This window comes from Ruegeria sp. Ofav3-42 (assembly GCF_022347725.1).
Classification (GTDB): Bacteria; Pseudomonadota; Alphaproteobacteria; order Rhodobacterales; family Rhodobacteraceae; genus Ruegeria.
The window spans coordinates 251,717-278,538 of sequence record NZ_JAKRGB010000005.1 but is presented as its reverse complement, the minus strand read 5'-3'; the positions used below and the strand labels follow the sequence as shown (position 1 = coordinate 278,538).

The 26,822-nt window shown below is 56.7% G+C and carries 19 protein-coding genes and 1 pseudogene; 12 read left to right on the top strand and 8 right to left on the bottom strand.

The window, feature by feature from the left end; all coding sequences use genetic code 11:
* Nucleotides 1-187: 187 nt before the first annotated feature.
* Nucleotides 188-944: pseudogene (locus tag MHN28_RS10280) on the bottom strand (IS5 family transposase).
* Between the two features lie 702 nt (nucleotides 945-1,646).
* Here MHN28_RS10280 and MHN28_RS10275 point away from each other — a divergent pair.
* From MHN28_RS10275 to MHN28_RS10220, 12 genes are all read left to right on the top strand, one after another.
* A complete protein-coding gene (locus MHN28_RS10275) occupies nucleotides 1,647-2,039 on the top strand; it encodes a hypothetical protein (RefSeq protein ID WP_239338684.1) in 393 nt (130 codons plus the stop codon).
* A gap of 2 nt (nucleotides 2,040-2,041) precedes the next feature.
* Entirely contained in the window at nucleotides 2,042-4,054 is a 2,013-nt protein-coding gene (locus tag MHN28_RS10270; protein ID WP_239338682.1) for a dynamin family protein, read from the top strand.
* 8 nt (nucleotides 4,055-4,062) lie between these two features.
* Nucleotides 4,063-5,778 carry a dynamin family protein gene (locus MHN28_RS10265; protein WP_239338680.1) on the top strand — a complete coding sequence of 572 codons (1,716 nt, stop codon included), beginning with the start codon at nucleotides 4,063-4,065 and terminating at the stop codon, nucleotides 5,776-5,778.
* A gap of 33 nt (nucleotides 5,779-5,811) precedes the next feature.
* Entirely contained in the window at nucleotides 5,812-6,213 is a 402-nt protein-coding gene (locus MHN28_RS10260; protein ID WP_239338678.1) for a hypothetical protein, read from the top strand.
* Between the two features lie 23 nt (nucleotides 6,214-6,236).
* The gene (locus tag MHN28_RS10255) at nucleotides 6,237-7,097 is read left to right on the top strand and encodes a hypothetical protein (protein WP_239338676.1); all 861 of its coding nucleotides are present in this window, start codon (nucleotides 6,237-6,239) and stop codon (nucleotides 7,095-7,097) included.
* Between the two features lie 66 nt (nucleotides 7,098-7,163).
* Nucleotides 7,164-9,206 carry a dynamin family protein gene (locus MHN28_RS10250; RefSeq protein ID WP_239338674.1) on the top strand — a complete coding sequence of 681 codons (2,043 nt, stop codon included), beginning with the start codon at nucleotides 7,164-7,166 and terminating at the stop codon, nucleotides 9,204-9,206.
* Entirely contained in the window at nucleotides 9,203-10,489 is a 1,287-nt protein-coding gene (locus MHN28_RS10245) for a dynamin family protein (protein WP_239338672.1), read from the top strand. Before MHN28_RS10250 ends, MHN28_RS10245 begins: the two co-directional genes overlap by 4 nt.
* A 338-nt stretch (nucleotides 10,490-10,827) precedes the next feature.
* Entirely contained in the window at nucleotides 10,828-13,008 is a 2,181-nt protein-coding gene (locus tag MHN28_RS10240) for a serine/threonine-protein kinase (protein ID WP_239338670.1), read from the top strand.
* 206 nt (nucleotides 13,009-13,214) lie between these two features.
* A complete protein-coding gene (locus tag MHN28_RS10235) occupies nucleotides 13,215-14,216 on the top strand; it encodes an FHA domain-containing protein (protein WP_239338668.1) in 1,002 nt (333 codons plus the stop codon).
* Between the two features lie 3 nt (nucleotides 14,217-14,219).
* Nucleotides 14,220-15,005 carry a PP2C family serine/threonine-protein phosphatase gene (locus tag MHN28_RS10230; RefSeq protein WP_239338666.1) on the top strand — a complete coding sequence of 262 codons (786 nt, stop codon included), beginning with the start codon at nucleotides 14,220-14,222 and terminating at the stop codon, nucleotides 15,003-15,005.
* Between the two features lie 22 nt (nucleotides 15,006-15,027).
* On the top strand, nucleotides 15,028-16,290 hold the full coding sequence (locus MHN28_RS10225) for a transporter substrate-binding domain-containing protein (protein ID WP_239338664.1): 1,263 nt from the start codon (nucleotides 15,028-15,030) through the stop codon (nucleotides 16,288-16,290).
* A gap of 41 nt (nucleotides 16,291-16,331) precedes the next feature.
* Nucleotides 16,332-17,441 carry a transporter substrate-binding domain-containing protein gene (locus MHN28_RS10220; RefSeq protein WP_239338661.1) on the top strand — a complete coding sequence of 370 codons (1,110 nt, stop codon included), beginning with the start codon at nucleotides 16,332-16,334 and terminating at the stop codon, nucleotides 17,439-17,441.
* 282 nt (nucleotides 17,442-17,723) lie between these two features.
* Here the strand turns inward: MHN28_RS10220 and MHN28_RS10215 are convergent, their stop codons facing one another.
* The 7 genes from MHN28_RS10215 to MHN28_RS10185 form a co-directional block, all read right to left on the bottom strand.
* Entirely contained in the window at nucleotides 17,724-19,937 is a 2,214-nt protein-coding gene (locus tag MHN28_RS10215) for an NADP-dependent isocitrate dehydrogenase (protein WP_239338658.1), read from the bottom strand.
* A 686-nt stretch (nucleotides 19,938-20,623) separates the two neighbouring features.
* Nucleotides 20,624-21,649 carry a proline racemase family protein gene (locus MHN28_RS10210; RefSeq protein WP_239338655.1) on the bottom strand — a complete coding sequence of 342 codons (1,026 nt, stop codon included), beginning with the start codon at nucleotides 21,647-21,649 and terminating at the stop codon, nucleotides 20,624-20,626.
* Between the two features lie 9 nt (nucleotides 21,650-21,658).
* A complete protein-coding gene (locus tag MHN28_RS10205) occupies nucleotides 21,659-22,897 on the bottom strand; it encodes an FAD-binding oxidoreductase (RefSeq protein WP_239338652.1) in 1,239 nt (412 codons plus the stop codon).
* Nucleotides 22,894-23,826 carry a proline racemase family protein gene (locus MHN28_RS10200; RefSeq protein ID WP_239338649.1) on the bottom strand — a complete coding sequence of 311 codons (933 nt, stop codon included), beginning with the start codon at nucleotides 23,824-23,826 and terminating at the stop codon, nucleotides 22,894-22,896. The genes MHN28_RS10205 and MHN28_RS10200 overlap by 4 nt, the downstream gene beginning before the upstream one ends.
* Complete coding sequence (locus MHN28_RS10195) at nucleotides 23,817-24,776, bottom strand: dihydrodipicolinate synthase family protein (RefSeq protein WP_239338647.1); 960 nt, start codon at nucleotides 24,774-24,776, stop codon at nucleotides 23,817-23,819. Before MHN28_RS10195 ends, MHN28_RS10200 begins: the two co-directional genes overlap by 10 nt.
* Before the next feature lie 147 nt (nucleotides 24,777-24,923).
* The gene (locus MHN28_RS10190) at nucleotides 24,924-25,982 is read right to left on the bottom strand and encodes an ABC transporter ATP-binding protein (protein WP_239338645.1); all 1,059 of its coding nucleotides are present in this window, start codon (nucleotides 25,980-25,982) and stop codon (nucleotides 24,924-24,926) included.
* Nucleotides 25,979-26,785, bottom strand: coding sequence for an IclR family transcriptional regulator (locus MHN28_RS10185; protein WP_239338692.1), 807 nt, complete (start codon nucleotides 26,783-26,785; stop codon nucleotides 25,979-25,981). The genes MHN28_RS10190 and MHN28_RS10185 overlap by 4 nt, the downstream gene beginning before the upstream one ends.
* Between the last annotated feature and the right edge of the window lie 37 nt (nucleotides 26,786-26,822).

Genomic DNA, 26,822 nt, shown 5'->3' with positions numbered 1-26,822 from the left:
GCGCTCTCAACCTTAATCGAGACGACTTTCTCACCGCCTTCATCGACGATGCACACCTGCGTGCTGTCCATCGACAGATCCAGTCCGGCATAGTGTTTCATGGTTGCTTCCTTCCATCAGCTTCGACGGCCAGAAGTGTGAGCCCTCTTTCAGCTCCGAGGGAAGCAGCCACAAATTACCCGATGACTCATAGCCAGTAAATGACGAGGGCCGCGAGTGCGATGGCGGATAGGAAGACCTTCGGACACCTGTCGTATCGCGTGACCACACGCCGCCAGTCTTTGAGCCGTCCGAACATGATCTCGATGCGGTTTCGGCGTTTGTAGCGGCGCTTGTCGTATTTGACGGTGTCTTGCGCTGCTTCCGGCCTGGGATGCAGGCGCGTATCCCTTTGTCTTTCAACGCTTCTCTGAACCAATCGGCGTCATATCCTCGGTCGCCGAGCAACCAATCTACCTTTGGCAGGCTGCAAAGCAGTGCCCGTGCGCCGATGTAATCGCTGACCTGACCGGCGGTGACAAACAGGTTCAGCGGACGGCCTCTGCTGTCGCAGATGGCATGAAGCTTTGTGTTCATACCGCCCTTCGTTCGGCCGATCAGGCGTCCACGTCCCCCTTTTTCACCGCAAGACTGGACGCTGTGCGATGGGCTTTGAGATACGTGGCATCGATCATGACGGTCTTTTCCTCACCATGATCAGTGGCCAAGCCGGTGAGCATCGCTGCGAAGATGCCCTTATCGCTCCACCGCTTCCAACGATTGTAGAGCGTCTTGTGCGGGCCATACTCTTTGGGTGCATCACGCCATCGCAAGCCATTACGGTTGATGAAGATAATGCCGCTCAACACGCGCCTGTCATCAACACGTGGTTTGCCGTGCGACTTGGGAAAGAAAGGTTCCAGACGCGCCATCTGCGCGTCACTCAACCAGAAAAGATCAGACATGTTCACCGCTCGTTTTCGAGCCGTGAATCATGCCGTCGCTCGGAAATCAATGGGTCCTGAGCCTAGAAGCCTGTCTGTAGTCAGCTCGTGCTTGCGCTGCTCGGTCTAGAAGCTGAAAAATGTCTTGAGTTTCACTTAATTCCGCAGAAACAACTGTCAAATCCAATTACCATTTCAGTCGCCACAATTGTCAACGTATTGGCAACATTGGACGTAAACTATCTATGAAAATAAAACTCGTTTACGTTGAGTAACATCGCAATCGAAACAACAGTGTGTACGAGCAATGAGACCGACAGTTCGACTGGAGGGTCCTTGGTTACCGCTTACTCCAAGGCGCGGCAGGCGGAGCAGAGCACTTCAAATCGGCTTAAATAACGATTTATAACAATAGCTTATAAATCTATCGTGCGCGTTGTTCCACGTAATTCTTTTGAAGAATCCTGTTCGGCACCAATCAGGCTAGCAAACTGACTCGATACTCAATCTAATACTCGATACGCCCTAAGGTTGCGGGCACAACTCGGACAGGCAACACAATTGCGCCACAATTCAAACGCCAAAAAATCTTATTCGCGTCAAAATAAGACCGCCTTGGAAGTAGTTGATGGGCGCTGGGAGTTAATGAGTCTTTTTGCCCACGGGCGCCGTACGAGTTTTTCGCTCAACTCCAGTACAAGGGTCTGAACCGTGACCAATTTGATGAACTCCGCTGCTGCCGAGCAAGAAGCCGTAGGTCTTGCGCGCGAAAGTTTTCTTGGTGAACTCAAATCCCTGAACCGGGAATATCCGAACACTGGCTTTGGCGTTTCGCTGCGCACGCATTCCGGGCGGCAGTACTTGCTTGCCAATTCTCGTATGCCGCTGCCAGAAACCAAGTCCGAGGGTTTTCCGACAGGCCGCCGTGTCGCCCGTCTCGAGAACAGTGAACGTTTCAGTTCGATAGAGGTGCTGGCTGATTGCCGCGCCTACGAATCGATCTCGCCGGGGGCCGAGGCCGCCATTCTGGGTAATGCGCTGAACCTGATCGCCCGCATCGACACTTTGACGAGTTCGCCAGCACAACAGTTGGCTGCGACAGGAACCGGAGGCTGAACATGGCGCGCAACGACCATCTATTGTCAGTCGGCAATGAGGCACTGACGCCCATGACATCGGCCATGAGCTCGCTGACGGCACAGATCGACCAATTGACAGAGGTGGCGGATGCGCGATCGTCCGCGCGTCTTGCCACGCTCAAGACACGGATGGAGAACTTCACGGCCAGCGTCACAATGGTCGGACAGGTCAAGGCGGGTAAATCCTCGATCGTGAACATCCTTGCCGGGCGCCCTGCCCTGTTGCCATCGGATGTGAACCCTTGGACCTCGGTAGTGACCACGCTGAACATCAACACCCGTACCGAAGGGGACAAGAAGGCCAAATTCACATTCTTCGAACAAGAGGAATGGGACAATCTGATGGTCGGCGGCGGACGCCTTGGCGAGTTGGCCAACCGGGCCGGCGCCGATGACGAGATGGACGATATTCGCCGTCAGATCGGCGAGATGAAGGCCAAGTCCGAAGCGCGGCTGGGTCAGCATTTCGACCTTATCCTGGGGCAGAGCCATCAATATGATTATTTCGATGACGAGCTGATCCAACGTTATGTGTGTCTGGGCGACGAAGACGATCCGGACATCAACCCGAAAACCGGGCGCTTTGCGGATGTTACGAAATCTGCGGAACTGTTCATGGACATTCCGCAGTACCCGATTTCGCTGAAACTGTGCGACACGCCCGGTGTGAACGACACGTTCATGGTACGCGAGCAGATCACACTGCGTAGCTTGCGCGGGTCTGAGGTTTGCGTTGTTGTCTTGGCCGCCAGCCAGGCGTTGACAACCATGGATATGGCGCTGATGCGGATCATCGCGCAGTTTGAAAATCGCCAGATCATCCTGTTTGTAAACCGAATTGACGAGCTGGCCGATCCGGTCAATCAGGTGCCGGAAATCCGCGATCGGATTCAGGACACTCTGAAGCAAAACAATATCGACGCCAACACCAGTGTGGTCTTCGGCAGTGCACTGTGGGCCGAGGCCGCATTGACGGGCAATCCAGAGATTCTGTCGGATGAATCACGCGAGGCTTTGAATACGTTTTATCTGGCCGCCGGTTTTGGCGATCAGGCGCCCTCGCTCGACAAGATCTGGGCGCTGTCCGGCCTGCCCGATCTGTTGTTGGCGATGAACGAACGCATCGCCGAAGGGGCTGGCAACCGTCTGCTGGATCGTGTGCGCCATCGCGCTCGAAACATCGCCAGCCAGATTCGCGCTACGGCCGTTGCCAAGAACCTCTCGGGCGGCGAAGGCTTGGTCCGTGATCTGGACGGCGTGTCGCCAGAGGAAGCGGTTGCCACAATCGCCGATCAGTACGAAAAGAAAGCGGCTGAACTGACCGCGTCCTTGCGTGCTAAAGTGTTGGAAAGGCTGAACTCGGCTGAATCCAACTTTGTTAAACGCGCGACGGATTCGCTGATTGCCCATCTGGAGCTGAACGGCGAACAAGGCACGTGGCAGTATGACCCAGCAGGGCTGCGGACTCTGCAAAAAGCAGCCTATTTCAGCTTTGCACGCTCGATGCGTAAGGAGGCCGGCGCGCTGTACAGTGCTGCGGCGGCGGACATTGAGGCCCTGTACCAGAAAATTCTGGGTAACCACCTGGGTGAGTTCAGCATCGAAGCGCCGATTGTTCCGCGTGTCCCACCGCCGTTGGGCATCGGACGAACCATCGCGCTGGACTTGCAAAGCACATGGTGGCGTCGCTGGTGGCAACGTCGCAAAGGGTTCGAAGCTTACGCGGCGGATTACACACGCCTGATCGCGTCCGAGGCGAATTCGATCACCAAAGATATCGAAGAAAACCAGGTTGCCGCTGTACTGGAAAACGTGCGTGCCGTCCTGTCAGATTTCATGCGCGAGCAAAAGGAGACATTGCTGAACATTTCGGCCTCGGCCGAGAATGACCCCAACCGCAATGCGGCTCTGATGGCGGGACTGACACCACAGAAATCGCGAGACGACATTCTGGGCGACATCCTGAAAGATCTTAGTAACGAGGCAGCATAAGTAGCGATATGGCAAAAGACTCACAAACCCGTTTCGTCTCGCCCAAGGCATGGGAACGCATCGAGCAGTGGTCCCGCCGCAAGCCCGTCTTTGCGCTTATGGGAGAGTTCAGCGCAGGCAAATCAACGCTGATGAACTTTCTGCTTCGGTCGCATACGTTGCCGACTCAGGTAACGGCCACGCAATTGCCGCCGGTCTGGTTCAGCTGGGGCAAACAATCCGCCTACGTACAGCGTCACGACGGTACGCGTGAAGACATCGAATTGGATCAGCTTGAATCCGTTGGTGTTAACGACGCCCAATTCGTTCGCATTTTCCTTGAATCCGATATTCTTGAGGCGGTTGATCTGATCGATACGCCCGGAATTTCGGATCCCAAGATTTCGACGGATGTCTGGCGTCGCGCGGTTGGTCAGGCCAATGGGGTGCTGTGGTGCACACACGCGACACAGGCTTGGCGTGAAACTGAGCGGGCGACATGGGTGGCCCTGCCGGAACGTTTGCAGCACAACTCGCTGCTGCTGATTACCCGTGCCGATACTTTGGGTCCGAAGGACCGCCAGAAAGTGTTGCGCCGCGTTAATCGAGAGGCTGGGCATCTGTTCAATCGGTCGATTTTGTTCTCGGCTCGCGACGCAATCACTGCCCGCGACAAGAGTGGTGATGCCGAGCTGTGGGGACGCAGCGGTGGCGGCAAGATGGTGGATAGCTTTCTTGAGATCACCGAGCAGATCATGGATAACCGCGCGGACATGCTGGCGCGTTATCAGATCGACAACAGCCTTGCCGAAGCCCCGAGAGTACAGCCGATCCGGCCAGCTAAACGTGCCGGGGGCACGGATCAGGCAGCACCTTTGAAATTGGTCAATCCCGTTCAGAATGAGACGGAGAAGGACGAGGTCGTCACCAGCTTTCCGGTGCGTCCGGCCCGTGTCGAGATTCGCGCAGAAGATACCGAACGCGCCCCCCGCATCAACGCTGATGAGGCGGAACGGTTGCGGGCCGAAATGGCGGCGATTCCCGATGACGCCACGCCCTCAGTGGACGCAGAAGAAGATGAACTTCGGTCGTTCTTCCGCGAAACGCCCAGCCAACCACTGAATCTGAGCGACATAACGGATGTGCCTGCCACCGAAAACGCGTTTCTGGAACTGGATGATGAAGAGCTGGAAGAGGACGAGCCCATCGACCTTGAGGCCGAGGCAGATGACGAGCACTCTGAGGTCGGCCCAGATGACCAAGACAATTTTATGGCGTCACTTGGGGACAAGTTGGCTGACACACCTGAACAGGCTGAAGCAAACGAACCCGCCTCTGATTCACAAAGTTCCGATGTATCCGTTTCGTCTATTACCGCTCTGCTGGCCGAACAATCCGGCGCTTCGGATGATGAGTTTGAACCAGAACCTGAGACGAGCGGCCTGATCGAAACACAGGTCGTGCCGATGTCAAACGGTGCAGTTCAGGAAGCCGAGACCGAAACGCTTGAGGACCTGCTGAATGTCGAAGCCGGTTCGTCGCTTAGTGCATCCGCGATGTGGCGCGAAATCACGGTGGGCGAAGACCTTCCTGAAGATCCGGAAGGGTTGAAGAAGGTTTTCAATGCCTTTCTTGAGGAGTTCGACAAAATCGCCGCGGAACATAGCGCTCGCCGGGCAAAAGAAGACGTTCCATCGATCCCGAAAACCGGCAATAAGAGCGGGGCTGAATGGCATGTCTTGTAATGTGAAACCAAGGTAGAAAAGACGGGGCACCGGATGTCTATCGAAACCGCACTGAAAACCGCTATGGAAACGATACCCGACTGCGTTGCAGCCGGGTACGTCGATATGGAAACAGGGATGTTGCTGGGGGCCTGCGCCAACGACCAGGAGGATGCCGAGGCGTTGGACGCGCTGGCCATAGCGGTCGCGAACTTGTTTCAGGGCCGTGGCGTAGGTGCGTTTGAAACTCTGCTGCGGCAATCAGGGAACGCGGATTCTGAAAACCCGGGATTTGGGGAAATAGCGGTGTTTTCGAAGGATCGGCTGAACATATTTTTGCGGACGCAGGCCTATCCAGACCATGTGGTCTGCTACATCTGCCGCCGCAGCGCAAATGTTGGCTTGGCGCTGACGAAATCACATCTCAGCCTGGGGCCGGTTACGGCTGCAGTTTAGACGGGACCAGAGGGGGTCACGGCATGATGGATACAGACATACTCGACCTGCTCGAGGATATTGGACGCTCGTCAGTTGCGCGGCTGGACCCGGCCGTCACGCTTCCCGGTGACAGTGCTGTCGAGCGTCGTGAAAAGGTGCTGCAAACCATCCGTGGCACTGTCTTGCCGCGCCGGTTGGAATTTACGGCGGGCAATGGCGATTGCCTGGCGATCGAGGTCAACAGCTCTCGGGTCACTGACGTGTTTCGCGTTCGGTTCGGCGTTGCGCCGGATTTTGAAACCGAACAGCGCGAGGCGCTGGCTGGGCAACTGGCCCAACTGGTTTCCGATATAGCCGCGGCGCCAGCGCCGTTAAACTTGGTTTCCTTGCAACCGGATACCATGCTCGAGGCGGATGATGTCGGCATCACGTTCAGTGAAATCGCGAATGCTTGCACGTCGATCGAACTTCCTGCTGACCCCATTATGTCGGTGGTGCCGAACGATGAAGAGGCCGACGCACCTGATGAACCCGCTGATGAACCGACTGGTCTGGCCAGCAGATTCTACGACGACGCGGAACGATTTGCTCTGGGTCGTATTCAAGCTAATGCCAAAGATGGCGCGACAATTCAGTCTGACGGCGATTGCGCCCAGGATCAGCCGCTGCATGCCGATCAGAGTTTGCTGACCCAATTCGCACGCGATCTCGCGGGATGGGATAATGATGCGGCTGCAGAGCTGAGTCACCCGCAGTTGATAGTGATGCGGCCCTCTGGTGGCAAAGGCGCAGGACTGGCCGTTTTGAACGACGGCGATCAACTTTCCATGGTCATTCACGACGCACGTAAACTTGGCGCCGTCGTGAACCTGTGGGCATCTCTGACGGGGCGTACCGAATGATTGCGCCCTTAACATTCAATTTTTCGACTAATTCAATCCGTGATTATCAGTTTCCAGGGTAACAGTATGAGTGAAAACAACCGTCGCGAGTTAATCCGTATTGCCGAAGACATGAACGGGGTCAGTAATGACGAAACCCGTCAGTTCATTTCGCGCATCGTAAATGATCTTTCGAATCTGAAGCCATCAATCGCGTTTGTAGGGCAGATCAAGGCTGGAAAATCCCGCCTTATCAATGGGTTTACCGGGCAAGCCGAATACTTGCCGTCGGATGTGAACCCCTGGACGACCGTGATCACCGACATGCATTTCGGACACCCTTCAGGTCGTACTGAAGGGGCCGAGTTTCATTTCTTCGACAACCGCCAATGGCACGCGTTGATCGCCGAGGGCGAAGAGCTGCGCAACATGTTCCCCGATGACGAGGACAGCTATAAGCGCGAAATGATCGAAGAGCAGGTCGAGGCGATGAAAACCCGCGCCAAGTTGCGTCTGGGCGAAAGCTACAAGCACCTGCTAGGTCAGCATCACGACCTTGATGAGCTCACCTCTGACGATCTGGCGCGCTATGTCTGTGCCGGCGACGACCCGACCGACGAGGGCGAACACGATCCGGGATCGGATCGTGGCCTCTACAGCGACATCACCCGCAAGGCCGAGGTCTATTTTGACATCGGCCATTTCCCCTTCCCGCTGACGGTCACGGATACCCCAGGTGTCAACGACCCGCTATTGATCCGCGAGGAAATCTCGCGTCAGTATCTCAAAGAATCCGACTTCTTTGTCGTGGTGCTGTCCGCGCACCAGGCTCTTTCGCGCGCGGACCTGAAACTTTTCCGTTTGATGCAGGCGTTGGAATTGGGGCAGATCGTGGTGTTCATCAACCGCGTCGATGAGTTGGGGGGCGGTGCCGAGGATGCTGGCAAAGTTCGGGCGGATGTTCTGGACGGCTTGGAAAAAGCACTCGGGAACTCGGATATCGACGTTCTGATGGGTAGCGCCCAATGGGCCCATTATGCCCTGACCGGCGATGATACCGGCGTCAACCACGATCACGTCCTGGCTTGGCTTCGTGCGCATCCAGAGCAGATGAAGCAGTATCTGGACGGTGTCGAAGAGATCAAACAAGGCCCCGGCCCGATCAGCCGCGAAGGCGTTCTGCGCTTTGCTGCAATGATCGCCTCGGGTCTGCCGGATCTGCGCCGCCATGTCACCAGTGCCCTGACCCAGGGGCCTCGGGACGAACAGCTTAAGATGGCATGGCAGCACCTCAACAGTTTTGCACAAGGGGAACTGGAACGGTCCAAAGCTCATCTGCGTGCGATTGACGATGACAGTTCCGCCGATGTGGCCGACGGCGATGAAAACGACAAGACACTGGCCGAACTGCGTGCGCTGGTTTCGCAAAAAACGTCAGAGATCATCGACGACATGGATGACGTTCTCGCCAACCTGCGCGGCGTTATGGATGACACTGTGGCCGAGGCCGTTTCCGGCGTCGTTCGCGGACCGAACGGAGACTCGCCCTTGCTGGCCAAGGGGGGTGAAACCGAACTGAACTTTTCGCCCTTGCGGGACCGTATGCGCGAATTGGTTCAGGGTGCGACGCAGGTCGTTCGGCAACGCATGCTCAGCGAACTTTATGCGATCGATATGAACAGCAATGCGGCATTGCGCGCCCTGCCCGGCTGGCAAGATCCTACTGACAACCGGATGAACACCAGTGCAGTTCGCTGGTTCCGCCCGGATACTACCGCGCTGACCCGGGGCATTACCGTAGAGCTGCGCGTAAGCTGGCTGTCGCGACTGATCTCGCGTAAAAGCGTGGTTGCGCGGGCCGAACGGATGATCGTTCAGGAATTCGAGATGATTGGCGATGATCTGGTCGATACGGCCAGGGCTGATCTGCTGGAACGTCTGAACACCGTTCTTGATCATTATCTGGCTTTGTTGGCCGGACATCTAGAACAACGGGTCGGAACCGGCCAAACCAATGTACGTGCAGAAGCGCAGGCGACATTCGATCAAGCGCAACGAGTTGCAGATGATCTGGATGCAGTGTTCGGCACCGATAGTGCCGACAAGAAATTAGCAGAGGCTGCGGAATGATTGAATTTCCCGGAACCGAACAGGAAGTACGCAAGCTCGAACGCTTCCTGACCGTCACCGAAAACCTGCCGACAGATGCGGCATTGGAAAAGATGCGTGAACGCGCTCTGGCCCATGCCGAGCGGCTGTCGAATGCGGTCAACATCGGTTTCGCCGGAGAATTCGGCGCCGGCAAATCCAGCCTCGCCAACATGCTGGCCGGGGCCGATATTATGCCGACTGGCCCCCAACACCTCAAACTGCCTTTGGTTATCGTTGCTTATGCCGACGCACCGGAAACCACTGTTGGGTGGTGGGACAAGGAACCAATAGTTTACTCCGGCATCGCATTGGAGAAAGCTGCGGCCGACAACCCGGATTTCATCTCAGTCGGGCTGAATACCCCTGCGCTGCAAGAGATTTCCCTGTTCGATCTGCCGGGCACGGGTGCACTGGATGATACCTACAAACCGACGTTGGACCTGCTGTCCTATGTCGATTGTGCGATCTGGTGCACGAACGGAACCAACGCCTGGCGCGAAACAGAACGCCACCTGTGGGCGCAGGTTCCGCAAGAGTTGCGCTCAAACAGTTTACTTGCTGTCACCCATACAGACCTTCCCCCGGTACGCGATGCTCTGGATCGGGTTCTGGCCCGGCTGGAAAAGGAAAAAGGCGACATGTTCCGGTCCGTCGTGCCCATCGGCACCCCGGTCGCTGTCCGTGCTATGGCCCAGGAACCTGAGCCAGATTTTGATCTTTGGGAAACGTGCGGCGGTCAAAATTTGGCCGAACAGGTGCTGCAAATAGCCTCGGCGCGGCGTTTGAATGACCTGGAAGCTGCACAGAAGGATCTCGAGCAGGATTTTCTGCCTTATCTGGAAAGTCTGGACTCCGGAAAAGCGGAACCTTCGGAAACCGACGCGCCCTCAATCCACGCGACGCTGGAATCCGCCCTGCCCCCGCTTGAGAACCCGATACTTGAGGATTGGCTGGCAGCAATCGCAAGCATCTATGACGACCTCCGCGAGACATCCAGCATCGAACCCGCCGCTTTCCTGAACAGCTGTCAGGAAATCGTTGAGGACTTTGCCGAACGTTTGGAACAGGGCGGCGAAATCGCCCCCGAGGCAGACTGGATTCCAGCTGAGTTCGAAAAGGCCACTGACCTGCTGTTGTTGCTGCAATTCGAAAGCGGTGATGCTCCACTTAAAGATGCGATCAGCATCCTAGCGCAGCTCAGCGACAACCTTGCGTGGGCCGGTAGCCGGGTCGATTCAGTGCAGCCGAAAACCGGAACCTGACCCCTTCCCGCTATAATTGAGCCGCAGCGCAGCGATTCGAGAACCGAAGAATCGCACTCCGATTGTTTCGGAATCAGAGACCATTCCGCAAAATACAGGCGTTCAGTCCGCAAATTTCACCTGCGTAAAAACTACATATAGGCGTCGCCGAGCGACACGACTCTAAATATTGATTATGCGAGAGCTTGGTTCTTAGTGAAGCCATCAGGCGGCCCCAATAAAGTCAAATTTGAAACGTCTAACGTTCTTCAGTGTCCTGCGGTTGTGTTTGGTTGTGAGTTCGCGGGCTAGTCGCCCAGTTAATGACGCCGCAAAACGATTAGAACGGGCGGAAAGAAATGAGCCACAACCAGGCCGTCGGCGCGAAGCACGACGAACCAAAAATTGAAGGACTTCAACCCGGCGCCAAGCTGTTGCGCGGGCAGTACGAAATCCTGCGCTTCATTAGCAATGGCGGATTTGGGATCACCTACCTCGCACGCGATAGCCTGGAACGCGAAGTTGTGATCAAGGAATGCTATCCGGGTGCTCTTTGTCGCCGGAATGGCGATCTGGTTGAACCCGTCGAGCCGGGTTACAAGGACGATCTCCGCTCGATCATTGATCTGTTCATTCAGGAAGCCCGCAACCACGCGCGCCTGGTGCATCCCAACATCGTCGACGTTCATCAGGTTTTTGAAGACAACGACACCGCATATATCGCGATGGATTACATCCGCGGCTGCGATCTGCTGGATTATGTCGAAAACCCGGACAACAAGACCGGCCCCGATTTCATCGTTCAGGTCACTGAAAAAATGTTGTCTGCGGTCTCGTTCATCCACCAAAGCGGCATGTTGCACCGCGATATCTCGCCTGACAACATTCTGATTGACGAAAACGGCGACCCGGTTTTGATCGACTTTGGTGCCGCGCGTGAACAGGCTGCGAACCAGTCCGCCGCGCTTCTGACCTTGCGTGTCATCAAGGACGGGTATTCGCCTCATGAGTTTTACGTTCGCGGCGCAGAACAAGGGCCGAGCAGTGACCTCTACGTCCTTGCGGCCACTCTCTATCATGCGATCAGCGGTGAGCGTCCGATTGATGGCCAGACCCGTCTGAACGCATTCAACAACGGTCAGGATGACCCCTACTCGCCGTTGGCTGGACGCTTTGAGGGATACCCTGACGGTTTCTTGGAAGCCATTGACAAGGCGATGGAAGTTCACGCGACGGATCGTCTGCAAACCGCTCTGGATTGGCTGCGCATGTTCCGTGGCCCCAGTGTGATGTTCGACAGCTTTGATTACCGGCCCGTTTCGGTGATTGTGGCTATGGACCACAAAGACGAAGAAGCAGAGAAGGCCAGAATTAAGGCCGAGAGTGAAAACGCCGAAGCAGTCGTAACCGCACTTCTGGCAGGCAACGCCGACATTGCACTGGGCAATGAGGACAAAAAAGACGACGAACTCGCCACATTCACCCCAAAAGAGGACGCCGCGGTTGCCGTGGATACCGTTGTCAAAAGCGGATCAAGCGGTGCGGGCAAGATTGTGGTTGGCGCGGCCGTCGTCGCGGCCTTGGCGGCGGGCGGGTTCTTTATGATGTCCGGGGGAAAAGAAGCCCCGCCACAAGAGACCGCGTCCGTGCAAACACCTGCAGAGACAAGCGCCGTCGAAGAAACGGCAGCAGTTGATGCACCCGCAGAGGAACCAGTCGAGCAGGTTTCCGAAGCTGTAGTCGAACCAGCACCAGCACAAGCTGAACCCACTCCATCGGAAATCGAATCCAAGCCAGAGCCTGTCGAGCAGGCCCAGGAAACTCCGGTCGTCGCGGATGAGGTTGAAACCGCGGCTACGGAAGAAGCTGAAGCTGAGGTAGGTGAATCAGCGCCTGCAGAGGCCGCTCCGGCCGTTCCGGCGGAACCCGTTGAACTGGCGGAGCCGCAGGTCGCATTTTCGCATTGGGATGTGGAAATTCCGTTTCAAACATCTCGGCGACGTGCTTCGACCGGAAACGTGATTGCCGTCACCGGCGTTGACGCAGACATGGACCCGGCGATTGTCGGTGAGTGGGTGCAACGCGGTGCCACGATCTACACTCTGAATGGCAAGCCGGTAAAAGCGGACTCAAGTTTTGCCGCTCAGGTGCTGAACGATCTGAAAGTAGATCCGGATGGTTATATCCGCGTTTCTGCCCGGTATCGGCCTTTGGGTGAGACGCGTCCACAAAACGGATTGCTGGCCCTGCCCGCCATGCGCGTTCTTGGTCTGGAAAACGGCTATGTCTTTACCATTCAGAACAAGGACAGCGAAGGTTGGAAGACAGTTGTAAGCTCTGTGCCGCCGGAAGCGGAAGGCACATTGCAGAAAGGCGATGTTCTGGTCTCTGAGGCAAATTCCGGTACGGCCGTTGATGCCGCGGAAAGCCTGGATGCCTTGCTGGCCGCGCTTGTTTCCGAAAATCAACCTCAGGCAAGGTTCAGCGTCTTGCGCATTGGGGTCGAGACGAATGCCAACATGCCGTTAGCGCAGGAGTGATCTGACCGGTTCGTATGTGATCTGCCAGCGTGTGTTTGCTGAGGGTTGCGCCATAGTTGGCGACCCTGGCGGGAACCGACCCGCCGCAGAAGTCAAAAGTGACCTTGTTATCAATAATATCCGTGCCGTTGTGCAAGTGCGCGCAGAGGTAAGAAGCAGCTCCATGGGACGCTCGTCCTGTGCCAAGAATCAGAGGTGTCGACACCATGTTTAAATACAAAAGCCCTCTTAGCCGGCTTCTCGAAGGTGCCGGCAAACCCAAAGGGACCGAAGCGGAAGAAGCGACAACGCCAGAGGCGGAAAAAGCCGAACCGATTGCCGACTTTAACGCGCTGCGCGAAGCGTTGGCTGGCGGCAATATGTCCTCCACGGACAGCTACGAAGAAACCGATGAACTGATTCCCGAAGAGAAAATGCCTGAGTTTTCCGCGGGCGAGGAAGTTGCTTTTGTTAAAGCTGAAGATGACATCGTTTTCGCTGAAGTCATCGATGAGGCACAAGAACCTGAAGACGAGGCCGTCGTTTCGCTTCACACGGCCGCCGAAGAAAATGCCGAATCCGCCCCTGAAGAGGCTGTCGAGGAAACCCTCGTTCAGGTCGAAGTTGCTGAACCCGAACAAGTCGAGGAAACCCTCGTTCAGGTCGAAGTTGCTGAACCCGAACAAGTTGTGGACGTTGTGACAGATGAGCCTGCCGTCCAGGACCCAGTGGCCGAAGCACCACAGGAACCGCAGCCCGCTCCGGCCGAAGATCGCCGGGGTCGCGTCAAGACGACATTCCTGGGTTTCGAACGCGCCGACACGCATGTTCAGGACCTGATCGAAACAGCGGAACCGGTCGGGAAAACCGAAAACGCCGAACAATCCTTCCCGGTCGGGTGGCTGGTTATAACAGGCGGCCCGGGCCGCGGTGCAAGCATCACGCTGACCGAAGGATTGATGCAGATTGGCCGTAATGACGATCAGGCCATTCAGCTGGACTTTGGCGACACCGGCATATCCCGCAGCAACCACGCGGTGATTGCCTATGATCCCGAAGATCGCAAATGCTATCTGGGTCATGGCGGCAAAGCCAATCTGGTGCGCCTGAACGGTAAACCGGTTCTCAGCACCGTCGCCCTGTCGAGCGGCGACTTGATCCGGATCAGCGAAACCTCAATTCGTTTCGCCGCCTTCTGTGATGACGGCTTTGATTGGCGGGACTCCTGATAGATGCTGGCGAAACCGGCATATGACATTGCGCTGATCCTGGACAAGGGCCAGCGGGACACGCAGGAAGACGCGGTTGCATCGCGTATGTTTGACACGGCGAACGCTGGCTATGTTGTCGTCGCCGACGGCATGGGAGGCCACGCAGCAGGTGAAATTGCCTCTGAACTGGTTATCCGGGCCTGGCGCGACTCATTGGATGCAGAACTTGAAGCCGGCACACCGTCCGAAACCGCCCTGATCGACGCCCTACCCTTAGCTGCGATGCAGGCCAACGCGGCCATCGCCAACCACTGCGAAGAACAAGGTGCCGGATTCAACATGGGATCGACCATGTTGGGCGTACTTTTGATGGGGCAGCGAGTGTTCTGGATTTCGATCGGTGACAGCCCGCTCTACCTGTTCCGGGACGGCAAACTCACTCAGGTCAATGAAGACCACTCCATGGCGCCGATCATTGATGCGCAGGTGGCTGAGGGGCTTCTGACCGAAGCCGAAGCGCTGGCGCATCCCGACCGAAATCAGTTGACCTCGGTCATCATGGGGGCAGCAATCCCCAAGGTCGATTGCCCCGAGGATCCGCTTGATCTTACGCCCTCGGATATTCTGATTTTGGGCAGTGATGGCCTGCAATACCTCAGCAACGCGGAAATTCAGTCCATTCTTCAGGCCAACGCGAACGGCTTGGCGCAGGACATCGCCGGGGCGCTGCAGCTTGCACTGAAGACCAAAGGCGATCCGGATCAGGACAACGCATCGATCGGTGTCGTCAAACTCACAAAAAACTAAACAAGGCAAAGCAACAGGACCCATGAGACCCCATCTGATCATATCCAGTCTGGCACTTGCTGCCGCAGCGGGCACAGCATCGGCGCAACAGGCGTGCTCAACGTATGAAATTCAACGCGGCGACAGCCTTCGTGAGCTGACCATCGAAGTGTACTCAACCGAAGATTTTCGCATCATCTATGACGCCAACCGGGATGTGATCGGCAATAACCCGAACATTATTCGGGTGGGCGACGTTCTGACCATGCCTTGTCTGGAAGACATCGGGCGTGCTCCGGCCGCTCCGCAAACCGAAGCCGAAGCCATGGCCGCCGAAATGGCAGCTGAGTTGGTCAAGGCAGCCGAAGATCGCGCTGCAAAGGCTATCGCCGAAGCGGAAGCCCGCGTTGCCGAAGCGGAAGCTGAGGCCAAACAGGCAAGCGAAGACGCGGTTGTTGCAGCAAAAGCCGCAGCTAAAGAAGAGATCGAAGCAGCACGGGCCGAGGCCGCTGCGCTGATCCGTAACGCGGATGATGGCGAACGCCCGGAAATCCGTGACCGCCAACTGCTGCTGATCACCGGCGGCAATTACGCGCCTTTCACTGACGAAGCACTGCCAAATCGCGGGCTCTACACCTATCTGGTCGAAACTGCGATGCTGCGCGCTGCTCCCGAACAGGCTTACAAGATCCAGTTCGTCAATGACTGGTCGTCGCATCTGGATCTGCTGATGCCGACTCTGGCGTTCGATGCAACCTTCCCTTGGTCGCGTCCGAACTGCGAAGAGGCCGAGCTACTGTCGGAAAAGGACCGCGCGCGATGCGAAACATACAACTTCTCGAACCCGTTCTACGAAGTTGTGGACACGTTCTTTGCCCGCGAAGGCTCGGGCTATGAACAAACGCTGACATATGCGGATTTCGCGGGCACAACCATTTGCCGTCCCGAAGGCTGGTCGCTGTCGCATATGGACGCGGTTGGGCTGTACGAACCGGCAATCTCGCTTATGCGCCCGGTTTCGCCAGATGAGTGCTTTCACGCGCTTATGGACGGCACTGCCGATATCGTCGCGATCGAGGCCCACCTGGCCGTCGAAGCGATCGGACGGCTGGGCTATGAACACCGTATCATCGAAAACCCCAATCTGGCGGCAATCAAGTCGCTTAACGTCATGACCCACAAAGATAATCCTGATGGGGAGGCGATCCTTGAGACGCTCAATCAGGGTCTGGCAATCATGCAGCAATCCGGAGAGTGGCGAGACATCGTTTCAGCCGCTCTGCGTCATCAAATGGAAAATGGCTAAGGCCCCAATCGGCCTGACTAAAAAGTCTGGAGGAAGTGGACATGTTTGAATTCAATCTGAAGAAAGTTGTGATGTCGGCCACGGCCGTCACCGCCCTGAGCGCAGGCGCAGCCGCTGCACAGGAAGCCTGTACAAACTACACGGTCGCAGATGGCGACACGATGGCCACAATCGCCATCGCAGCATACGGTACGTCGAACTATCAGCCGATCTTCAACGCAAACCGCAACATCATCACGAACCCGAACGCGCTTGAGCCCGGTCTGGTTCTGGCCCTGCCCTGTGCCGACGGTAGCCTGCCCAACGGTCAGACCGCCCAGGAAATCATCGCGGCGGAAGAAGCCCGCGCAGCCAGCGTCAAGCGTTCGAGCGTCTATCAGCCGCCGATCAAGCTGGTAACGGGTAACGGCTGGGCACCTTTCGCGGATGAATCGCTGAACGGCGGTGGCGCGATCACCCGCCTGGGAACCACCGCGCTGCAGCGTGGCGGCAACGCACGCGACTACTCGGTCAGCTTCGTGGATGACTGGAACTCTCACCTGGAAACTCTGCTGCCGCTGGGCGCGTTCGATGTGTCGATGGCCTGGAACATGCCGGACTGTACCAACCGTACTTACGAATGGTCCTGGGAAACCGAAGTGCGCTGCACTCAGTTTGACTCGTCCGTTCCGGTTTATGACATCGTGGTTGGCTTCTACACGCTCCCGGAAAGTCAGTATGCAAGCGCTACGACCTTTGATCAGCTTCAAGGCGCCACTGTCTGCCGGATGGACGGTTGGTTCATCCACGATATGGAGCAGGAAGGTCTGCACAACGGCGAAACCATGACGCTGATGCAGCCGATCACCGCACGTGAGTGCCTTGATGCGGTTCTGACCGGCACCGCGGATGTTGCGACCTTCGAAGTTCAGCTGTTCTCGGACACCATGGTGGAAATGGGCCTGAACCAGAACGATCTGGTTGAAAATCCCTTCGTCACCTCGCTGTCCTCGCTGCGCTTCATCAGCCACCGCAGCAACCCGTTCGGCAAGCAGTACCTGGCGATGCTGAACAAAGGCCTGAACGAGATGCGCGAATCCGGCGAATGGTACGCAATCGTTTCGGACACGCTGCGCGAGCACAACGAAAAGCTGATGGCAGCTTCGAACTGATCATTCGGAATTCCGAGTGTCCGAGGGCTGGTCTACTGACCAGCCCTTTTTTGTTCAAACCCAGAGGATCAACACTTGTTCGTTGATGGATCCCAAACGACTACGGGAAACCCCTAATACCGAATTTTAACCGATGGGATAGTATGGAACCCAACTGTACCGGTGAGGCTCTGGCCTTACCACTCACTCAAAAAGGGCCGACTTTGGGGGTCGGCCCTTTTTTCGTGCAACTGTTTCAAATAACAAAAAAATACCCACGCCGCAAGGCGTGGGTACTGTCTATCAGTCGATGATCGCGTTCAGTGTCGCGCTGGGACGCATGACCGCCGCAGTTTTCGCCGGATCGGTGTGATAGTACCCTCCCAGGTCCGCTTCCGCACCCTGCGCAGTCTCAAGTTCGGACAGTATCTGACCTTCTTTGCCTGCCAATTCCTTGGCGATCGGAGCGAACTCGGCTGCCAGTTCTGCGTCATCCGATTGCGCGGCCAAAGCTTCGGCCCAGTAACGCGCAAACCAGTAGTGGCTGTCGCGGTTATCGGGCTGACCGACTTTGCGGCTGGGCGAATTGTTGTTATCCAGAATGCCCTGCGTAGCTGCTTCGGCCGCAGCACCCAGAACACCTGCCTTGGCGTTGCCTTTGCTGTCGGCCAGGAAGTTCAGCGATTCACCCAAAGCGCAGAACTCACCCATCGAGTCCCAGCGCAGGTGGTTTTCTTCGACCAGTTGCTGCACGTGTTTCGGTGCCGAACCACCTGCACCCGTCTCGAACAGCCCACCGCCATTCATCAGTTTGACGATCGACAGCATCTTGGCCGAGGTGCCCAGTTCCAGGATTGGGAACAGGTCGGTCAGGTAGTCGCGCAGCACGTTGCCGGTGATGGCGATGCTGTCCTTGCCCGCTGTGATGGTTTCCAGCGACTGACGGGTCGCCTCACGCGGGGCCATGATCAGAAACTTGTCTGCCACGCCCGCCGCCTCAAGCGCCGGTTTAACGTATTTGATCAACTCTGCATCATGCGCACGGTTCGCGTCGAGCCAGAAGATCGCCTCGGAACCGGTCAGGCGCTGACGGTCCATCGCCAGTTGAATCCAGTTTTCGATCGGCGCTTTCTTGACGGTGCAGGAACGCCAGATGTCGCCCTTCTCGACGTCGTGCGAGTGCAGAACGTCACCATTGGCCAGAACAATGCGGATGGTGCCGTCAGCAGGTGCTTCGAAAGTAGTCGGGTGCGAACCGTATTCCTCGGCCTTCTGTGCCATTAGACCCACGTTGGCGACTGCGCCGGCAGTGGCCGGGTTCAGTGCGCCGTTGGCTTTGAAGAAGTTGATGGTCTCGTCATAGACGGGCGCATAGCAACGATCAGGGATCACGCAGTTGGTGTCGCCCTTGGCCCCGGTCTCATCCCAACCTTTGCCGCCCGCACGGATCACGGCGGGCATCGAGGCGTCGATGATCACGTCCGAGGGCACGTGCAGGTTGGTGATACCCTTGTCCGAGTCCACCATGTACATCGAAGGACGATCTGCCTTGATCGCGTCAATTGCCGCCATGATGTCGGCATTGTCTTTCACGCGATCCAGCAGATCACCCAGACCCGAGTTCGGGTTCACACCCAGGGCGTCCAGTTCCGCGCCGAATTTCTCGAACACCGGTTCCAGCCAGGCCTTTACCGCATAGCCGAAGATGATCGGGTCCGAGACCTTCATCATTGTGGCTTTCATATGTAGCGAGAACATAGTGCCGTCTTTTTTGGTGTCCTCGATGGCGTCTGCGATGAACGAAGACAGCGCCTTGACCGACATGAAGGTTGCGTCGGCAACAGTGCCTTCGGCCAGCGGCCATGCGTCTTTTAGAACGGTCACGCTGCCGTCCTTGCCGACGAATTCGATCTTGGCATCACCTGCTTGCGCAGCAGTGATCGTGGCCGATTTCTCATTGGCATAGAAATCGTTGCCGGACATAGAAGACACTTTGGTTTTGCTGTCCGACACCCATTCGCCCATCGAATGCGGGTTTTTCTGGGCGTAGTTCTTAACAGCGCGAGCCGCACGGCGATCCGAATTGCCCTCGCGCAGAACCGGGTTCACAGCCGAGCCTTTGATAGCGTCATAACGGGCACGGATCGCTTTTTCCTCATCGGTCGCCGGCTCTTCGGGATAGTTCGGGATATCGTAGCCCTGCGACTGCAGTTCTTCGATAGCCGACACCAGCTGCGGGACCGAGGCCGAAATGTTCGGAAGCTTGATCACATTGGCATCGGGGGTTTTCACCAGCTCGCCCAAAGCGGCCAGATCATCGGTGATACGCTGCGCGTCGGTCAGGTTTTCCGGGAAAGTCGCCAGAATACGGCCCGCGAGGGAAATGTCTTTGGTACCAACGCTGACACCCGCCGCCGAAGCGAACTTGCGAATGATGGGCAGGAACGAGGCGCTGGCCAGCTCGGGCGCTTCGTCTACAATGGTATACAATATGTCGAAGTTCGATTTATCTGCCATATTCTTTTACCTTTTTTAAGCCTTTCGGGGCGTGCGATCCAAGAGTGTGCCACATATACGTGGCGAGGGATGGGCGCGTTTAACCTACCGCCCAACGGTGACTCTGTTTTGACAGGGCCTCCCTTAAATCAGGATGGGTCTGGGATCAATCGTCTAGAGGCCGCGCAAATTGACACGGGGTTTCTGAAACCGCAGGATTTGCGCGTTCTGCGCGCGAAAAGCGGTATTGGCGCGGCAGTAGCCTCTTTCCGGGGGCAGTATTTCCTTAGGCCGCTCGTCTGTCGCTTTGTTCAAATGTTGGGCAGAGCCCGCCGATGTTTTTTGGGAAACCTATATCCCTGCACCACAGACGAACTTGGAGCTACACGCCGACTTTTTTGTCCGGAAGCTTCAAGAAAGGCATCAATCTCTGATTTGGCCAGTTCCGGCCGCTCCAGCAACGCGTAACGCAAGTACCGATGCAGCCATTGTTGGTTCCTCCCAAGAACCAGCCAGCCTTGGGCTTTTTGGAGCCATGTTCAAGCCGCCCTTATTTCCCAATCTTGAAGCGGACAACTGAGAGTAGGGCGGAGTTGAATTTAGCGGCAGGTCCTTAGCAATTTCAAGAATTTGGGTTGCAAAGCGTATTTGCACAAGGGCTCCTAAATTGATGCAAAACAAGGCAAGTTCCAAGCCGAGATGATTGGTCACACTCCCCAAGTATCGCTCAGGCGGTATCCGCCCGGCCAGGGATCGTCCGGGTCCAGCATGTGCTGATGCGTGCCAGTGATCCAGCCACGACCGCTAATCTCGGGGATGATGGCTGCGCGACCACCGATCTGCGTTTCCTGAACAATCCTGCCGGTGAAGCGCGAACCAATGATCGATATTGCCTCGAACGTCTGGTCAACCTTCATCTGCCCTTTCGCCGCCATTAAAGCCATGCGCGCGGAGACGGCCGTTCCGGTGGGTGAGCGGTCGACCTTGCCGGGTTGGATCGCGACAGCGGATTTGCCGCGCAGTCCAGTTGCGGTTTTATTGAGCGGTCCGCAGAAGGCGCAAAAAGAAATGTGGTTCCAATCCGGGTTATCGGGATGTGTGAACCCTAACTGTTCATTGGCCGCATTGGTGATCGCTACGCCCAGCCGCGCGATATCGCGGGCCTCATCCTCCGTTATGTCAAACCCCAGGGTATTGGCGTCGATCACTACAAAGCTGTCACCACCGTAGGCTGTATCGACTGTTAATGTACCAATGCTTGGAACTTCCAAAGGGACTGAGAGCTTGTCGACAAAACTCGGCAGGTTCCGGACAAAAATCCGTTCGGCTTTTCCGTTCCGGCATTCAGCACGCACGCGGACCAGTCCTCCGGGCGCTTCGAGCGTCAAAGTCGTCTCAGGCTCGTGCATAGGAATGATCCCGCTATCCAGCAAAACTGTTGCGACGCAGATCGAATTCGAGCCGGACATGGGCGGCGTGTCTTCAGGCTCCATAATGATAAAAGCGGCGTCTGCGTCCGGATGCTTGGGCGGAACCAGCAGATTGACATGGCAAAACACACCGCCGCGCGGTTCATTCAGCACGAAATTGCGCAAGGTCTGGTCTTGGGCAATAAAAGACCGTTGCTCCCAAAGGGTTTTACCAGGCGGCGGCGATACGCCTCCTACGATGACGTCTCCTACCTCGCCTTCGGCATGGGCCGAAACGACGTGGATTGTCTTGGTGCTGCGCATATGCCCTCCTTAAAACCGCGTGGCCGAATAAGGCGCGAGGGAAATTGGCGTCTCGGCCCCGTCGATCATCGCTCCGACAAGTTCGGCTGTTCCAGCAGATTGGGTCAAGCCCAGATGCCCGTGGCCGAACGCGTAAACAACACTCGGCGCATTGGGCGATACGCTGATCACCGGGATACTGTCAGGCATTGAGGGGCGGAACCCCATCCACTGCGTGCCACCTTCCGTTTTCAGTCCCGGCATGAATTCTGCAGCCTTTCTCAGTAAGATTTCGGCACGCTTGAAATTGGGTGGGAGGGTCAGCCCTCCCAGTTCCACTGCCCCGCCGACACGTACCCCGCCATTGATCTTGCTGGCCACAAAGCCGTGGCGTGAAAAGGTCAGGTGCGTTCGCAGGTCGAATGCACCTTCGGGCAACGTCGTGTTGTATCCACGCTCGGTTTCCAGAGGGATGCGATCGCCCAAAGTCCGTGCGATGTGATGGGACCATGCGCCGGCTGCGATCACCGCTTTGGAAACGTCCAGTGTGCCATCCGAAAATGTGATCCGTACACCATTCTCCAAGGGTGCCAGTGCGCGAATGTCCTGCCGTTCAATCTGGCCACCTCGGTCGCAGAAGATCTGCGCCAGATGATCCACCCATTTCTTGGGGTCAGCAGTATTCAGCCAGTTCGGAGTAAAACCTGCATGGGTAAAGCGCGTGCTAAGACCGGGTTGCTTTTCTGCTATCGCGGCGGGGCTTTCCAGTAGCTCAAATTCGACCCCATGTTCGCGCCGTATATGCCAGTTCGGCAGGCTGGCACGAAATTCCGCTTCGCTTTCATAAAGCTGCATCTGCCCGTCGCGTTGCAAAAGCGGCTCAGCTTTTACCATTGGAACCAGCCGCTCCAGCGCTTCGCGGGACAACTCCATCAGACCCGCTTGTGCGCTCAGCGAGGCCTTGTAGTAATCTGGCCGGCTGGCCCGCCAAAAACGATACATCCACGGTACGATTTGCAATGCGTAAGCCGGGGGAATGGACAGCGGGCCCAACGGGTCCAGCAACCATTTGGGCGCTTTGCGCATGATACCAGGGGTGGCTAATGGTTCCACTTCGGAGAACGCAAAAGCCCCTGCATTCCCCGCCGAGGTTTCTTCGGCCACGCCTTTTCTGTCCAATACAAGAACAAATTGCCCGCGTCGTTGAAGCTCAAGCGCTGTCGTAATGCCAATGACACCGGCACCGATGACAACAAACTGTGGGATCATGCTTTGATCCCTGTCCTGAATGGGTCACTTTCGTCAAAGAGCAGTTTCGATTCTGCCATGACGAACGCCTGCCCGGTGATTGACGGGATCACGCCCCCGTTCCGCCCGGGTTGGTAAGACAATCGGTATGTGCTGCCGATAACGCTTTCCTGTACGATCTCCTGTCCGGGCGTTAGACGCCCATCTGCGGCCAGACAGGCCAGACGAGCCGAGCTTCCCGTGCCACACGGGGACCGGTCGTAATTGTCGTCTGGACAAAGAACGAAGTTGCGACTGTGGACCAACGTATCCGGCGACGCATCCTGAACGATGACGTGGTCAATCGGCTCGCCCTCTTCGCCGCCAACCTCCTGCGCAATTGACGCCTCGCGAATGGCGACCGTCATATCGGTCAGCTTAGGGATATTGCCGGGATTCACAGGTATCGGACTGGGATCGACGATGAAGAACCAGTTTCCTCCGTAAGCCACATCTCCTGTCACCTCTCCGTAGCCAGGGACGTCAATCGCTACGCTTTGGCGAACCCGGCGGCTTTCGATGTTTGTCACCGTGACAGTGTTACGATCAAGGAGTTCAACCGTTACAACCCCGGCTGGGGTTTCGACCCGATGCCTGCCAACGCCAATCCGACCCATATGCGCCAGCGTTACAGCCAGACCAATGGTCCCGTGTCCGCACATTCCCAGAACAGCGTCGACATCGAAGTAGATCACGCCGGTGGCACACGTCGGATCAACCGGTGCGACCAGCAGGGCACCAACCATAGCTGGCTGACCCCTCGGCTCCAGCATCACAGAACGATAGAACGCCTCGTGCTCGGTTGCCAACCGCCGGGCGCGCTCCGCCAACGGTCCGGAGCCTAAATCGGGGGCGCCGTCCAGAATGACTCGCGTCGGCTCCCCCCCGGTGTGGCTGTCGATCACATGCATTCAGCGATCACCCCATCCTGCTTTGACCAATCTGCAAACCAGGCGCGAAACAGATCGTATTGTTGTTCGCAGTAATTGCGCTGCGCGTCGGTCAGCTCGTCAGTTTCGTTGAAATGCAGGCGGTATTCCTGTTCACCGTTCAGCACCAGCAGGTGCTTGTAATACAGCACCAGATCCGGTCCTTCATCAAAACTGGACAGAACCTGGATCGCCTCGGTCAGCTCATGCGCCCGCTGACGCGCTTCGGCATTTCCATCTGCCGCTTTTTTGGACAAGGACGCCAGCAACAAAGCCTCGCGCGGCAATGCTGTGCCAATCCCAGTGATCGATCCAGTCGCACCGCAATTGACAAAGCCGTGGTAGACCTCGGTGTCCACACCCACCATCAGAGTGACCTGATCGTCCTGGCTGGTGATGTTTTCGGCGGCGTAACGCAGGTCATCCTTGCCGCCGAACTCTTTGAAGCCGATCAGGTTCGGATGTTCTGCACGAAGGGCAAAGAACAGGTCCGCACGGGTGGCAAAGCCGTAATATGGGCTGTTGTAGATGATTGCCGGAACATCCGGCGCGGCAGACAAGATCGCCTTGAAGTGGTTCCTCTGCGCGGTCGGAGAGCTACCCCGCGACAAAACCCGCGGAATGACCATCAAACCAACTGCACCCACCTTTTGCGCATGGGCTGCATGAGCTACGGCGGACTTGGTGTTCATTGCACCCGTGCCGACCACGACAGGCAGTCCGGCATCAATCAAGCGCTCGACCCCTTCCATGCGCTGTGCATCGGTCAACAAGGGCCAATCTCCCATCGATCCACAATAGACCACGGCTGACATGCCCGCTTCGACCATCTGCCTTCCCTTGCGCACCAATGCGTCAAAGTCAGGGGTGCGGTCAGGTTTGCATGGCGTCATCAGCGCCGGCATTGTGCCGGTGAAAACGTTGGTGGACATGGGGTGCTTCCTTAAAACAATCGGCGTTTGGGGCGGCTTGGCAAGCCCTTCGGAATCGCCATAACGGATATTGGATACAAAATCCAGAAAAAAGGAAAGCGCGCCTGATCGATGACCAGACGCGCCCAAAAACCTTTCGTGCAGCCGTCAGCGGAGCCTGTAGCCCGTGTCCGGATCAAACAGCATAGCCCGTTCAGGGCGAACGACGATGCCGATCTTGTCACCCTGCTTACTGCGTTGATCGTCCCGCTCCTCGACAATCAGTTTATCTCCGTTCGGCGTCAGCAGGTATGAATAGCTTACGCCACCAAGTGCCTCGGTCAGATCGACTGAGCATGTGTCGCCCGAACGATCAATTTCGATATGCTCTGGTCGAATTCCCAGGGTCACTTTGTCGAGCCCCGCAGGCACATTGACGGGAATGGTCAACGGTTCGCTCAGCGCCGGGTGTGAGACCTTTCCATCCACAAAGTCGCATTCCAGAAAGTTCATCGCCGGAGACCCGATGAAACCGGCGACAAATCGATTGTCAGGGTCCCGATACAAGTCCATCGGCGCACCAACTTGCTCAATCCTGCCGTCGCGCAACACCACGATTTTGTCGGCCATGGTCATTGCTTCGACCTGATCATGGGTCACATAGATCATGGTCGCACCGATTTCGTTATGCAGCCGTGCAATCTCTACCCTCATCTCCACGCGTAGTTCGGCATCCAGGTTGGACAGGGGTTCGTCAAATAAAAACACCTCAGGGCCACGAACAATTGCGCGACCAATAGCAACGCGCTGTCGCTGACCGCCCGACAAAGCCTTGGGCTTGCGTTTGAGGTACTGGTCCAGCTTCAGGATGCTCGACGCTTCCTGTACCTTTTGGTCAATTTCAGATTTAACCACGCCATTCATGCGCAGGCCAAAGCCCATGTTTTCGGCCACGGTCATGTGCGGATAAAGGGCATAGGTCTGAAAAACCATCGCCACCCCGCGCTTGGCCGGGTCTACGTGAGTTACATCGCGTGGCCCGATGTGAATTTGGCCCTCGGACGTTTCTTCGAGCCCTGCAATCATTCGCAATAGAGTGGATTTACCGCACCCCGAAGGACCAACGAACACGCAAAACTCACCATCCTCGATCTGCAGGTCGATTCCGTGAATGACTTGAGTCTGGCCGTAGCGTTTGACCGCTTGATTCAGAGTTACACCCGTCATGTTACTTGCATCCTGTCGTTTATTGCATTCGGGCGGGTTTCGGGAAACCGCCAGGCTTGTGCTTCTGTTCCGATTTGCTCGGCGACGCGGCGGACGCGCGGCACCCAGGTTTCCAGTTGATCGAAATCCATACGCTCCGTCGATCCGGTGACTGAAATCGCCCCAAGCATGCGGCTGGTCGAAGTCAAAATAGGGCAGGCAATGCAAATGATACCGGGCTCATGCTCTTCATCGTCAACGGCGTAGCCACGGTCTCGGATCAAATCCAGATCGGCGCGAAGCGCGCCTTCAGACGCCAATGTCTTATCAGTAAACCGATGGTAGCTTTGCTGGGACAGCGCCTTATTCCGGGCGTCTTCATCCAGATACGCCATCATCGCCTTGCCAACACCGGTGCAATAGGCGGGGCCAACCTTACCCGCCTGCGAGAACATTTCGACCGGCTGCGCCGCATTCCGCTTGTCGACATACAACACCTGCCCGGCATCCAGTTGCGCAAGATGAACCGTTTCCCCCGTCTCGCGGCTGAGCGCATCCAGAAACGGGCGCGCTATTGGTGCCAATGAACTCTGTGTCCACGCCGCATGCGCCAGACGAACCAATCGCAATCCCGGCGTATACGTTTGTCGGTCCGGGTCATACGACAGCATCCCCTGATTGGTCAGGGTTTGCAGGAACCGATACAGGGTCGCCTTGGGGAAGTTACTGCTTTCCAAGAGCTCCGCGAATCGGACCGGACGAGCAAACGCCGCAACCTGATCCAGCACGTCACATGCTTTTCCTATTGTTCCGTCACCAGCCACGGTCGCCTGTTCTCCTCCCATTAACCATCGCAATCGG